The organism is Yoonia maritima (assembly GCF_043641945.1).
GTDB classification, from domain to species: domain Bacteria; phylum Pseudomonadota; class Alphaproteobacteria; order Rhodobacterales; family Rhodobacteraceae; genus Yoonia; species Yoonia maritima_B.
This window is the reverse complement of the sequence record NZ_JBHZRX010000003.1, coordinates 491,709-504,508: the sequence shown is the minus strand read 5'-3', so window position 1 is coordinate 504,508 and position 12,800 is coordinate 491,709. Positions and strand designations below refer to the sequence as shown.

The following is a 12,800-nucleotide window of genomic DNA, read 5'->3' as shown; positions in this document are numbered from 1 at the left end:
AGAAATATTCCTATATGTAAGTAATTGTTTTTATAAAATAATCACAAGAAATCATCAAGCGTTTAACTATTTTTTTTCTTCGTCCTGCCTTGGGATAAGTCTGCGGATGAAAAAACAAACCACAGAAATTGGGCTTACTATCATCATCATCATCTTTTCTTTATATATATATTTATTAAGAGGTAACTGACGGAAGAGAGTGAAACACATGCTGGAATTTCTGAGCGGTTATTACGATTGGATCAAAGCGATCCATATTATGGCTGTCATCTCGTGGATGGCCGGTATGTTCTACTTACCCCGTCTGTTTGTTTATCATGCTGAACGGGCAGTGGTCGGATCAGAGCTTGATCAGACATTCCAGGTAATGGAAGAAAAACTGCTTCGTGTGATTATTAATCCCGCTATGGCCGTAACCTGGATCGCAGGATTGACCATGCTCGCCATGGGGGCATTCGATTGGGGATCGGTCTGGGCATGGGCAAAGATCGTATCTGTGATCTTAATGAGCGGTTTTCACGGCTGGCTAAGTAAACGCCGGAAAGAGTTCGCTGCGGGGACCAACACGCGCTCTGGGCGGGTCTACAGGCTCGCTAACGAGGTTCCGACAGTTCTGATGGTGATAATCGTCGTAGCGGTCATTGTACGGCCGTTTTAGGGCGTCGTTGACTCGCGGTGCATGTTTGCTTATGAGTGTCGCAGCTTCCCGTCCGGGAAAGTGGTTTTCCATTTCTATATGCAAAGACACCGGCCATTGGGCTGGTGATGGATTTTATGATGTCCCAACACCGTCTGAACCTTGCTGATCTCAAGGCACAAAGCCCAAAAGATCTGTTGTCGCTGGCTGAAGAGCTCGAAATCGAAAACGCTTCGACAATGCGGAAAGGCGATATGATGTTCGCCATTCTGAAAGAGCGGGCAGACGAAGAATGGATCATCGGCGGTGATGGCGTTTTGGAAGTCCTGCAAGATGGCTTTGGCTTCTTGCGTTCACCCGAGGCAAACTACCTTCCGGGCCCAGATGATATTTACGTTTCACCAGACATGATCCGTCAGCATTCATTGCGGACTGGCGATACCGTCGAAGGTGTGATGAAAGAGCCGAACGACACAGAGCGTTACTTTGCGCTGACTTCGGTTGAACAAATCAACTTTGAAGAGCCAGAGAAGGCCAAGCACAAGGTTGCGTTCGACAACTTGACGCCGCTGTACCCCGAAGAACGGCTCAAGATGGAAGTCGAAGATCCAACGATCAAAGATCGTTCAGCACGAATTATCGATCTTGTAGCGCCAATCGGTAAGGGGCAGCGTTCACTGATCGTCGCGCCGCCGCGGACTGGTAAAACGGTTCTGTTGCAAAACATCGCCAACTCGATCGAAAAGAACCACCCAGAATGCTATCTGATCGTTCTGCTGATTGACGAACGTCCCGAAGAAGTAACCGACATGCAACGTTCGGTGAAAGGCGAGGTTGTTTCTTCGACATTCGACGAACCCGCGACACGTCACGTTGCTGTGTCTGAGATGGTTATCGAAAAAGCAAAACGTCTTGTTGAACATAAGCGCGACGTCGTGATCTTGCTGGATTCGATCACACGCCTCGGCCGCGCATTTAACACAACCGTTCCATCGTCCGGTAAAGTTCTAACCGGTGGTGTGGATGCGAATGCATTGCAGCGTCCAAAACGTTTCTTTGGTGCTGCGCGCAACATCGAAGAAGGCGGCTCTCTGACAATCATCGCAACCGCGTTGATCGATACAGGTTCGCGTATGGACGAAGTTATCTTTGAAGAATTCAAAGGTACCGGTAACTCTGAGATCGTTCTGGATCGCAAAGTTGCTGATAAGCGCGTGTTCCCTGCGATGGATATTCTGAAATCCGGTACACGGAAAGAAGAGCTGTTGGTCGATAAAGGCGATTTGGCGAAGACTTACGTCCTACGTCGGATTCTCAACCCGATGGGTACGACAGATGCGATCGAGTTCTTGATTGGGAAACTGAAGCAGACGAAAACCAACGCGGATTTCTTCGATTCAATGAACACGTAACTTATTGTTATAATACAATGGGTTAATTTATGGATACGATTTTTGCATTAGCAACTGCAAAGGGCCGGGCCGGTGTGGCTGTGGTCCGTTTGTCAGGTTCAGACGCGGTGAGAGCTGCTGAAAGGCTGATGGGGAATGTACCTGTCAGCCGCGGTGTTCGTGTGCTTTCCGATCCTGACGGGCAATTGTTGGACGAAGCTTTGGTCCTGAGGTTTGAAGACGGCAAAAGTTTCACAGGCGAAGAGGTTGTTGAGCTTCATTTGCACGGTAGCCCGGCCGTCGTTAGTGCAGTGCTAACCGCGCTTGGAAACGATCCTGAGCTTCGTCAAGCAGAACCAGGGGAATTTACACGCCGCGCGCTTGATAACGGCCGATTAGATTTGGCGCAGGTCGAAGGCCTAGCCGATTTGATTGATGCTGAAACTGAAGGTCAGAGAAAGCAAGCGGTCAGAGTTTTCTCTGGTGCGTTGGGTGATCTGGCAGAAGGGTGGCGGAAAAAGCTGATCCGGGCGGCGGCACTGCTAGAGGCAACAATCGATTTTGCGGACGAAGAAGTACCAGTCGATGTCGCACCAGAAGTTTTAGAATTGATCGGCGAAGTCAAAGCGCAGATGCGGCGGGAAGCAGAAGGAGTGCGTATCGCCGAACGCCTGCGGGACGGTTTCGAAGTCGCGATTATTGGCGCGCCGAACGTGGGAAAATCAACACTGCTTAATCGGCTTGCTGGCAGAGAAGTAGCAATTACATCAGAAATTGCCGGCACGACCCGTGACGTAATCGAAGTTCGACTTGATCTTGATGGTCTAGCTGTAACCATGCTGGATACGGCAGGATTACGTGACACAGATGATGTGGTTGAAGGCATAGGTGTCCAGCGTGCCAAAGAACGAGCAGCACAAGCAGATATACGGGTCCATATGTTGTTGCCTGGTGACCCTGAACCACGTGATGTTGATCGAAATGATATTATAGTTCGCGCAAAGGCTGATCTAGACCGTGGTGAAGGCCTAGCTATTTCGGGTAAAACTGGTGACGGTGTTGATGCGCTCGTTGAAAAAATTGCGGATATGCTGAAGGAACGCGTGGGTTCTGTTGGGATTGCGATGCGCGAACGGCATCGGATCGCGATGGTAAATGCGATATGCTATCTGGATGCGGCTGAGGCGGATCTTGATGTGCAGCACGGGATGACTGACCTTACTGCCGAGGAACTTCGTTCCGCTATTCGCGCAGTGGATAGCCTTGTTGGCCGAGTTGATGTAGAACAAGTCCTTGATGAAATTTTTTCCAGCTTTTGCATCGGGAAATAGGAGTGTTTCACGTGAAACATCATGACTTCGACGTAATTGTTATTGGCGGTGGTCACGCAGGCGCTGAAGCCGCACATGCATCTGCAAGGATGGGTGCGCGCACTGCGCTTATCACGCTGACAAAGCAGTCAATTGGGGTGATGTCCTGCAATCCGGCCATTGGCGGGCTTGGAAAAGGGCACCTAGTCCGAGAAATTGACGCATTAGATGGCGTTATGGCACGTGTTGCAGACCGGGCCGGTATTCAATTTCGGTTGTTAAATCGTAAAAAGGGACCAGCTGTACAGGGACCGCGTGCACAAGCGGACCGCGAAATATACCGCACGACAATGCAGGCAGAGCTAGATCTGGTAGAAAACCTTCAGATTATCGAAGGTGAAGCAACTGATCTTATCATGCAGGGTGATCGAGTCGGTGGCGTTGTCATGGGCGACGATACGCGTTTGACTGCTGCTAACGTAATTCTGACAACCGGCACCTTCTTAAGGGGTGTTATTCACATCGGTGACGTGTCGCGACCCGGTGGGCGGATGGGTGATAAACCTTCTGTAAAAATGGCAGAGCGTCTGGATAGTTTCCAACTACCGCTAGGACGATTAAAAACGGGTACGCCCCCACGGCTAGACGGACGAACAATTCGGTGGGATTTGCTAGAAGCACAGCCAACAGACGAAGACCCGACAATGTTTTCGTTTATGTCGTCGGGCGTTTTTGCGAAGCAGATCGACTGCGGCATTACGCATACGAATGAGAAAACCCATGAGATTATCCGCGCTAACTTAGATCGTTCTGCGATGTATGGCGGACATATTGATGGTGTTGGGCCGCGTTATTGCCCATCAATAGAAGATAAAGTTGTCCGGTTCGCGGATAAGACTTCGCATCAGATATTCTTAGAGCCGGAAGGGATCAACGATCATACCGTTTACCCCAATGGCATTTCGACATCACTGCCTGAAGATGTTCAAGAAGCATACGTTCATTCTATCTATGGCCTTGAAAATACTACGATTCTGCAGCCTGGATATGCGATCGAATATGACTATGTTGACCCGCGTTCGCTTAAACCGACTTTAGAACTGCGTGATGTTGCAGGTCTTTATTTAGCTGGCCAAATCAACGGAACGACAGGCTATGAAGAGGCCGCAGCCCAAGGATTGGTCGCTGGGCTGAACGCAGCCGCACAGGCGCAAGGCCGCGATCCCATTACCTTTAGCCGACGGCAATCATATATCGGCGTCATGATTGATGATCTTATCACGCGCGGCGTATCTGAGCCTTATCGGATGTTTACATCGCGGGCAGAGTTTCGTTTGTCATTGCGTGCGGACAACGCCGATCAACGCTTAACAGCTTTGGGACATTCACTCGGTTGCGTTGGAGAAGAACGCTGGGCAGCATTCTCTGAAAAAATGGATAAGATTCAGAAAGCTCAGGCATCTTTATCTGATATTTCCCTTTCAGCCCGAGAAATAGCGGGCCAGGGTGTGAATTTGAATGCGGATGGTCCGCGGCGTTCTGCTCTTGATGCCTTAGCGCTGACAGACTTTGATTTTACGCATCTAACGGTGCTTGCACCGGAAATTGGCGTGATTGAACCAGATATTAAGAATCAAATCAAAAAAGATGCCCTTTATGCACACTATGTAGCGCGGCAAGAACGCGATATTGCGGCCTTAGAGCGCGATGAAATGCAGGTTATACCAGAAAACTTCGATTATTCACTGGTTAGCGGGCTCTCTAACGAGCTAGCTGGTAAACTGAAAGCAGCGCGACCTGTTACTATTGCTCAAGCTGGGCGTATTGAAGGTATGACACCAGCCGCGCTTATGTTGATCGTAAGCATGATCAAGCGGACCCAACAAGCAGATACAGGAAGTTAAGGAATGAGTATCGAAGTTGGCGGGGTCAATGTTTCACGTGAAACATTTGAAGAGTTGCAGCAGTTCGCAGATTTAGTTCGCAAGTGGACGCCAAAGATAAATTTAATCTCTCCGGCGACAATCCCGGAACTGTGGGAAAGACATATCGTAGATTCGGCCCAAATTTACCGATTTACACCAGAATCATACAAAAAATGGGTCGATATCGGTAGCGGTGGGGGCTTTCCTGGTATCATAATGGCTATTATCGCGAAAACTCAGCAGCCAGATGCTTCATTTGTTCTTATCGAAAGCGATCAGCGTAAGGCTACATTCCTAAGAACTGCCGCACGAGAGTTGAACCTTCGCGTTACTGTGCTTGCAGAACGAATAGAAAATGCTGCGGCACAAGGGGCAGATGTTGTGTCAGCCCGTGCACTTAGTACCCTATCTACGTTGCTGCCATTGATTGAAAGACATATAAATTTGGATGGACAGGCTATTCTTCACAAAGGCAAAAAAGCTGGGGAAGAAATCGCCGATGCACGCCAGAACTGGCGCTTTGACCTTGAAGAGTTCACCAGTTTAACCGATCTTGGGGGTCAAATTCTTATCGTAAAAGGGATATCCCGTGTCGGCGAATGACTGCAAAATTATCGCTATTGCGAACCAAAAGGGTGGGGTTGGTAAAACGACCACAACGATCAATCTGGGCGCTGCATTGGCCGAACAGAAAAAAAAGGTGTTGTTGATCGACCTTGATCCGCAAGGAAACGCCTCAACTGGGCTGGGTATAGAGCAAGACCAGCGCGATATCACAACATATGACCTTCTTTCGGGCGACGCGAGCCTCGAAGAAGCGGCGTTGCCGACCTCTGTAAAGAACTTGTCGATCATTCCTGCGACGACTGATCTGAGTTCGGCAGATCTAGAGCTGATTGATAATGACAAACGCAGCTTTTTGCTGCGTTATGTGCTGCAGGAAGCAGGTAAATCTGTTTCTCAGTACGACTATATATTGATTGATTGCCCTCCATCACTCAATATCTTGACCGTCAACGCAATGGTTGCCGCTCATTCGATCCTAGTACCACTACAAAGTGAGTTTTTCGCGCTTGAGGGCCTTTCGCAGCTTATTTTGACTGTCCGTGATGTTCGCCAAACTGCGAATCCGGATCTTCGGATCGAAGGAATCGTTTTGACGATGTATGATCGCCGTAACAACCTATCGATTCAGGTCGAAGATGACGCGAGAGAGAACATGGGCGATATGGTGTTTAAAACGGTAATTCCACGCAATGTACGCCTAAGTGAGGCACCATCATTTGCGTTGCCGGTAATCGAATACGATAGTGCGTCGAAGGGTGCGATTGCATATCGCGCATTAGCAAAAGAAGTCATTAATAAAGCTAAGAAAAAAAGGGCTTAGAGCATGGCAAGTAACGCAAAAAAATCTCGTGGTTTGGGCCGTGGTTTGTCGGCTTTAATGTCGGATGTGGCACCTGAGGATTCTTCCATCGATACGCCGCGCCGCCCAGATTTGTTGGTTCCGGTCGAGCATATCGTTCCTAACCCTGATCAACCCCGTCGTACCTTTGGTGAAGACGCGCTTAATGATTTGGCATCCTCGATCGCTGAAAAGGGCATTATTCAGCCTTTGATCGTTCGTAAATCGCCAAAAGGCGATGATACCTACGAAATAGTTGCTGGTGAGCGCCGCTGGCGTGCCGCTCAAATCGCCAAACTGCACGAAATTCCCGTTCTTCTGCGTGAATACACCGACACTGAAGTTCTTGAAGTCGCAATTATCGAGAATATTCAGCGCGCAGACCTGAATGCCGTTGATGAAGCGGCTGGCTATCGTCAGCTTATGGACCGTTTCGGCCATACGCAGGAACAGCTCGCGACTGCCCTTGGCAAAAGCCGTAGCCATATCGCGAACTTTTTGCGTTTGTTGAACCTACCAGACGAGGTGTTGGACTATCTCGTTCAGGGCCAAATTTCTGCAGGTCACGCGCGTGCATTGGTTGGGCATGAACGGGCCGTTGAAATTGCCCGCGAAGTTATCCACCGCAATCTTTCTGTTCGCGAAACCGAGAAACTTGCCAAGCAGGGGCCGACTTTAAAGACAAAGCCCAAGTCTTCGGGAAAGTCTCAGAAGGACGCCGATACAGTTCAAATTGAAAAAGAGCTGACAGCGACACTTCGGATGAAAGTCACAATCGATCATAAAGAAGGTGACGACGGCGGTAAAATGACGATTGGTTATAAGTCGTTGGACGAATTGGACGATCTTTTGCGCGCATTGTCGGGCGGCTAAGCGCCCAATAGCTCGCGTAATACGGCATTAAGAACAGGGCGGCCTTCTGGCGTTAGCAGAAGTCTGCCCTCGGCCACATCAACCATTCCTATTTCACGCAAATTATTGATTTTATTTTGAAATAAGTCAGTATTGGCTGCAGAAACGCGTTTCAGATCAACACCTTCGCGTAATCGCATGCCCATCAACAGCATTTCTGACTGCTGATCTTCCGATGACAGCGCGGCACGTTCGGAATCGCCATTCCCCGTTCGATTAACTTGCGATAGCCAATTCATCGGTGCTGATGGTGCTTCGGTCGCGAAACGTGTTCCGCCCAAGGTTAGTCGACCGTGCGCGCCAGGACCAATTCCTGCGTAGTCGCCGTAGCTCCAATAGATTTTATTGTGAATGCTTTCACATCCGGGCCGCGCGTGGTTGGAAACTTCGTAGCCTTCAAAATTTGCAGCACCGCAAACATCTTGGGTTAGGGCGTACATATCAGCGGCAACATCATCATCCGGCAATCCGCGAAGTTTTCCGGCGGCATATCGGTCGCCAAATGCAGTGCCGTCTTCGATTGTCAGTTGATATAGCGATAGGTGATCAATCGCCAAACCCAATGCTTGGGTTAATTCGTCGCGCCAATCCGTCAAAGTTTGCCCCTGACGGGCATAAATTAGGTCAAAACTGACCCGATCGAACGTCTCTCTGGCCGTGCTGAAGGCCGTCAGAGCCTCCTGAGCGGTGTGAAGGCGCCCTAGGGCACGCAGATCTTTGTCATTTAGGGCCTGAATTCCCATCGAAACACGGTTAACGCCAGCCTGACGGTATCCGACAAAGCGTCCAGCCTCGACTGAAGTTGGGTTCGCCTCAAGCGTAATTTCAATATCGTTGGCCATGGACCACGTCGCGCGTACCTTTGTCAGGATCGCGTCAACCAAATCTGGGTCCATCATGCTAGGTGTGCCGCCACCAAAAAAAACGGAACGCAAAATGCGCCCTTGGGTTTCGGCACCGACGCGTTCGATTTCGCTTAGGTATGCAGTTTGCCAAGCCTTCTGATCAATCTTGGAAACGACATGACTGTTGAAATCACAATAGGGGCATTTAGCCTGACAGAACGGCCAATGGATATATAGGCCAAAGCCCCCGTATTCCCAATCCTCAGGCAAAGCAACCTGCGACGAGTTTTTGGAAAGCATCAGCCCGGTGGCTGATCTTGTTTTTTTCTTGGCTGTCCATTTCACCAAACGTGATGTCATAACCGTCCGGTTGGAAAATAGGGTCGTACCCGTGGCCTTGATCGCCACGCATGGGCCAAACCACCTGTCCTGGCATTACCCCAGGAAAGACCTCATCATGGCCATCTGGCCAGGCTAAAACAAGCGTACAGCAGAACCGCGCGGTACGTGGGTATGGGGCAGAAACAGACTCTAACTCTGCCCAACTCCGCTCCATTGCCATTTTGAAATCGCGCCCATTGGGTGTTTCGGCCCAGTCCGCAGTATATACACCGGGGGCTCCATTCAGCCCGTCAATTTCGATCCCGCTGTCATCGGCAAGCGCCGGAAGGCCGGTCGCCTTTGCAGCGGCATGTGCTTTGATGCGCGCGTTACCAACAAAGGTAGTTTCGGTTTCTTCAGGCTCTGGCAGACCGTGGTCATCGTTTGACGTCAAAGTCACGCCAAACGGCGAGAGAAGCTCGACCATTTCGGCGAGCTTACCTTTGTTGTGGGTCGCGATGACCAGTTCTTTGCCATCAAACTTGCGCATTAGCTTACCGCCGCCAATTGTGCTGCTGTCAGTTCCGACACGCCTTTTTCAGCAAGATCTAAAAGCGCGTCCATTTGTGGACGGCTGTATGTCGAACCTTCGGCAGACATCTGTACTTCGATCAATTTTCCGCCAGTCATGACAAAGTTGCCATCGACGCCGGCTTCGCTGTCTTCGGGGTAATCCAGATCAAGAACCTCTTGGCCAGCGTAAATACCGCAAGAAATCGCAGCAACTGGATCGACTAGCGGATCAGATATGACATCACCAGCTTTCATCAGTTTTTGAACGGCCAGTTTCAGAGCAACCCAACCACCTGTAATTGACGCACAGCGTGTTCCGCCGTCAGCTTGGATAACATCGCAATCAACAACGATCTGACGTTCTCCCAGAGCAACACGATCAACGCCAGCGCGTAGTGAACGACCGATAAGCCGTTGAATTTCTTGGGTACGGCCAGACTGACCGTTCTTGGACTCACGACGCATTCGTGTGTTTGTTGCACGTGGCAGCATACCATATTCGGCAGTCACCCAGCCAAGGCCAGAGTTTTTCAAGAATGGGGGAACGCGTTCATCGATTGTCGCTGTGCACAAGACGTGAGTGTTACCGCATTTGATAAGGCAGGACCCTTCCGCATGCATGGTCACATCGGTTTCAATGGAAACTTCACGCATTTCGTTCGTTTGACGGCCTGATGGGCGCATGGGGTCACTCCTTTTGATTGTAACGCTCAGATACGCTGCCCACATATGAAATCCAACCCCGATTGACGCCCGGGCATACTTCGTTTTAATTGCCCAGCCTTTATTCGAGAACCAAATGCCTGATCAGACGCCTAATATTTCAGATATGAACGATCGTTCGCGCGAAGTTTTTCGTCGTGTCGTCGAAGGCTATCTGGAAAGCGGCGCGCCGGTTGGGTCTCGGACTTTGACGCGCGACTTTTCGGAACAGGTCAGCGCTGCGACTATCCGCAACGTGATGCAGGATCTTGAATACCTTGGATTGCTGGATAGCCCCCATGTGAGTGCAGGGCGTATTCCAACGCAGTTGGGGCTGCGTATGTTTGTCGACGGTCTGCTAGAGGTCGGTGACCTAGATGGTAAAGATCGCCAAACCATTGATCGCACCCTTGGCGATAATGATCGGGATGTTGCGTCTGTTTTGGATCAGGTCGGTCAGGCGCTATCTGGCGTGACGCAAGGCGCAAGCCTTGTTTTGACGCCGAAACATGAAGCGCCGATCAAGCACATTGATTTCGTCAGCCTCTCGCGGGAACGGGCGCTTGTTGTCTTGGTGTTTGCTGATGGCCACGTTGAAAACCGTATCTTTACGCCGCCCGCAGGACAAACGCCGTCATCCATGCGCGAGGCTGCAAATTTCCTGAATGCAATTGCCGAAGGGCATACGCTTTCCGAACTGGGCAAAGTCATATCGCGAGAGATTGCAGCGCGTCGCCAAGAGATCGACAGCCTTGCCGCTGATCTTGTCGAAAACGGGTACGCGCTTTGGGAAAACGAAGGCGAATCCACCGAGCGTTTGATCGTTCGTGGGCGGGGAAATCTGCTGACTGATGGCGAAAACGAAATTGATTTGGCGCGTATTCGAACGCTGTTTGATGACCTAGAACGCAAGCGTGACATCGCACAATTCCTCGATTTGGCCGAAGAAGGCGACGGTGTGCGCATTTTTATTGGGTCTGAGAACAAATTGTTCTCACTTTCGGGTTCCTCTCTGGTGGTTTCTCCTTATATGAACGCCGACCGTAAGATAATTGGCGCCGTGGGCGTCATTGGGCCGACACGTCTGAACTATGGGCGGATCGTACCAATCGTGAACTATACTGCACAGCTGGTGGGCAAATTGATTGCTGACCGCTCCTAAAGGGAAAAATTGATGGCTGACAACGAAGACCAACTGCAAAGCCTTGATGAACTCGCTGCTGAAGGCGATGAAATGGATCTCGCTGCTGAAGCTGGCTTTGAAGAGATCGAGGCGCTACGTGCAGAGCGGGATGAACTTAAAGACAAGTTCATGCGCGCCTTGGCTGATGCTGAAAACATGCGCAAGCGTTCAGATCGCGACCGTCGCGAGGCTGAAAACTATGGTGGTTCAAAACTAGCCCGCGACATGCTGCCAGTTTACGACAACATGCGCCGCGCACTGCAGTCAGTCGAAGATTCAGACAAAGAAGCAAACGCCGCTTTGCTAGAAGGCGTTGAGCTAACGATGCGCGAACTGATCAGCGTGTTTAAGAAACACGGCATTGATCCAATCGTTCCAGAAGTTGGCGATAAATTCGATCCAAAGCTGCACCAGGCGATGTTTGAGGCCCCAGTGCCCGGCACCAAAGCTGGTGAGATTATTCAGGTCGCTGCCGAAGGATTTATGCTTCATGATCGCTTGTTGCGCGCAGCCCAAGTGGGCGTGTCTTCGACACCGGCATGATCGCTAAGCTAATAAAAGCAGGACTGTTGGTCCTGCTTTTTTCTTCTGTGCAGGCTGCTGCGCAAAGCTACCCGGCGAGCCAAGATCAATTTGTTAACGATTACGCTGATCTGCTGAGCCCTGAGCAAGAAGACAGAGTACGTTCGAAACTACTCAGTTTGTTTGCCACTGAGGGGATCGAATTTACCGTTCTTACAATCCAATCGATGACGGATTATGGGCACGGTGGAAAAATCGAACCGTTTGCGACAGGACTATTTAACGCATGGGGTATCGGGAACGCACAGCGTAACGACGGCTTGTTGTTGCTTGTCTCTAAAGATGATCGCGTTTTACGAATAGAGGTCGGGGCAGGTTACGAACAAAACCTAGATCCCACCATGAAGACCGTTATTGATGAGACAATCGTTCCTCATTTTAGACAGGATAACTATGGGCGCGGCATAGAGGCTGGCGTTACAGAAACGATTTTGCAGGTAACTGGTCGATATCCCGGAGAACAGAATAGCTCTTGGTTTGGGCGTGCCTATGGGGCCGTTAAGCGAACGCTACAATGGATAGGCGGATGGATTTGGCTGCTTCTCGTTCCAGCAATTCCATTGGGTGGAAAGGCAATACGTCGTTGGCGACGCTATCGACCGCGCCAGTGCCCCGTAGATGGCTCTCAGATGCGGATGTTTCTAGAAGAAACCGAGGATGAAGAACTCAGTGCCGGCCAAATAACCGAAGAACGTCTGAATAGCGTCGACCACGACGTTTGGTTTTGCCCAACTTGCGATCACATTACTATAGAATCCTATAAGTTCTGGTTCAGTTCGTATGGAGCGTGCCGCGAATGTGGGTTCAGAACTGTAGAAGGCCAAAGCCGCATTATTCAGCCCGCCACCTATTCGTCCTCAGGCCAACGGGAAACAGATTATTCATGCCATCACTGTAAAGCAGAATATTCAGTGATAAGCACAATCCCACGGAAAACACGGTCTAGCAGCTCGTCTTCTCGCTCAGGGGGCGGAGGCCGTTCAAGCGGCGGCGGTGCAAGCGGTAGCTGGTAAT

At 50.4% G+C, this 12,800-nt stretch carries 13 protein-coding genes; 10 read left to right on the top strand and 3 right to left on the bottom strand.

Annotated elements, in window-relative coordinates; translation table 11 throughout:
* Positions 1-208: 208 nt before the first annotated feature.
* From hemJ to ACHUEV_RS09070, 7 genes are all read left to right on the top strand, one after another.
* Positions 209-658 (top strand): protoporphyrinogen oxidase HemJ, encoded by a 450-nt coding sequence (hemJ, locus tag ACHUEV_RS09100; RefSeq protein ID WP_394179094.1) that lies wholly within the window; start codon positions 209-211, stop codon positions 656-658.
* Between the two features lie 119 nt (positions 659-777).
* Positions 778-2,049: a transcription termination factor Rho gene (gene rho, locus ACHUEV_RS09095; RefSeq protein WP_394179092.1), complete on the top strand. Its 1,272-nt coding sequence runs from the start codon at positions 778-780 to the stop codon at positions 2,047-2,049.
* A 29-nt stretch (positions 2,050-2,078) separates the two neighbouring features.
* Positions 2,079-3,359, top strand: a complete 1,281-nt coding sequence (gene mnmE / locus ACHUEV_RS09090; RefSeq protein WP_394179090.1) for a tRNA uridine-5-carboxymethylaminomethyl(34) synthesis GTPase MnmE — start codon at positions 2,079-2,081, stop codon at positions 3,357-3,359.
* An 11-nt stretch (positions 3,360-3,370) separates the two neighbouring features.
* Entirely contained in the window at positions 3,371-5,242 is a 1,872-nt protein-coding gene (mnmG, locus tag ACHUEV_RS09085) for a tRNA uridine-5-carboxymethylaminomethyl(34) synthesis enzyme MnmG (RefSeq protein ID WP_394179088.1), read from the top strand.
* Between the two features lie 3 nt (positions 5,243-5,245).
* Complete coding sequence (gene rsmG / locus ACHUEV_RS09080) at positions 5,246-5,866, top strand: 16S rRNA (guanine(527)-N(7))-methyltransferase RsmG (protein WP_394179086.1); 621 nt, start codon at positions 5,246-5,248, stop codon at positions 5,864-5,866.
* A complete protein-coding gene (locus ACHUEV_RS09075) occupies positions 5,853-6,650 on the top strand; it encodes a ParA family protein (protein WP_394179084.1) in 798 nt (265 codons plus the stop codon). The genes rsmG and ACHUEV_RS09075 overlap by 14 nt, the downstream gene beginning before the upstream one ends.
* A gap of 3 nt (positions 6,651-6,653) precedes the next feature.
* Positions 6,654-7,541 carry a ParB/RepB/Spo0J family partition protein gene (locus ACHUEV_RS09070; RefSeq protein ID WP_394179082.1) on the top strand — a complete coding sequence of 296 codons (888 nt, stop codon included), beginning with the start codon at positions 6,654-6,656 and terminating at the stop codon, positions 7,539-7,541.
* Here ACHUEV_RS09070 and hemW read toward each other — a convergent pair.
* Genes hemW through rph form a run of 3 tightly spaced genes read right to left on the bottom strand, consistent with a single transcriptional unit; the run spans position 7,538 to position 10,003 of the window.
* Entirely contained in the window at positions 7,538-8,725 is a 1,188-nt protein-coding gene (gene hemW / locus ACHUEV_RS09065; RefSeq protein ID WP_394179080.1) for a radical SAM family heme chaperone HemW, read from the bottom strand. The two genes, ACHUEV_RS09070 and hemW, sit on opposite strands and share 4 nt — an antisense overlap.
* Positions 8,688-9,296: an RdgB/HAM1 family non-canonical purine NTP pyrophosphatase gene (gene rdgB, locus ACHUEV_RS09060; protein ID WP_106358708.1), complete on the bottom strand. Its 609-nt coding sequence runs from the start codon at positions 9,294-9,296 to the stop codon at positions 8,688-8,690. The genes hemW and rdgB overlap by 38 nt, the downstream gene beginning before the upstream one ends.
* Positions 9,296-10,003, bottom strand: coding sequence for a ribonuclease PH (rph, locus tag ACHUEV_RS09055; RefSeq protein ID WP_394179077.1), 708 nt, complete (start codon positions 10,001-10,003; stop codon positions 9,296-9,298). The genes rdgB and rph overlap by 1 nt, the downstream gene beginning before the upstream one ends.
* 115 nt (positions 10,004-10,118) lie before the next feature.
* Between rph and hrcA the strand changes: the two genes are divergently transcribed.
* The 3 genes from hrcA to ACHUEV_RS09040 are packed head-to-tail and all read left to right on the top strand — an operon-like array spanning position 10,119 to position 12,799.
* On the top strand, positions 10,119-11,183 hold the full coding sequence (gene hrcA / locus ACHUEV_RS09050; protein WP_394179076.1) for a heat-inducible transcriptional repressor HrcA: 1,065 nt from the start codon (positions 10,119-10,121) through the stop codon (positions 11,181-11,183).
* 12 nt (positions 11,184-11,195) lie between these two features.
* Positions 11,196-11,747 (top strand): nucleotide exchange factor GrpE, encoded by a 552-nt coding sequence (locus tag ACHUEV_RS09045; RefSeq protein WP_394179074.1) that lies wholly within the window; start codon positions 11,196-11,198, stop codon positions 11,745-11,747.
* Complete coding sequence (locus tag ACHUEV_RS09040; RefSeq protein WP_394179072.1) at positions 11,744-12,799, top strand: TPM domain-containing protein; 1,056 nt, start codon at positions 11,744-11,746, stop codon at positions 12,797-12,799. Before ACHUEV_RS09045 ends, ACHUEV_RS09040 begins: the two co-directional genes overlap by 4 nt.
* Position 12,800 lies beyond the last annotated feature (1 nt).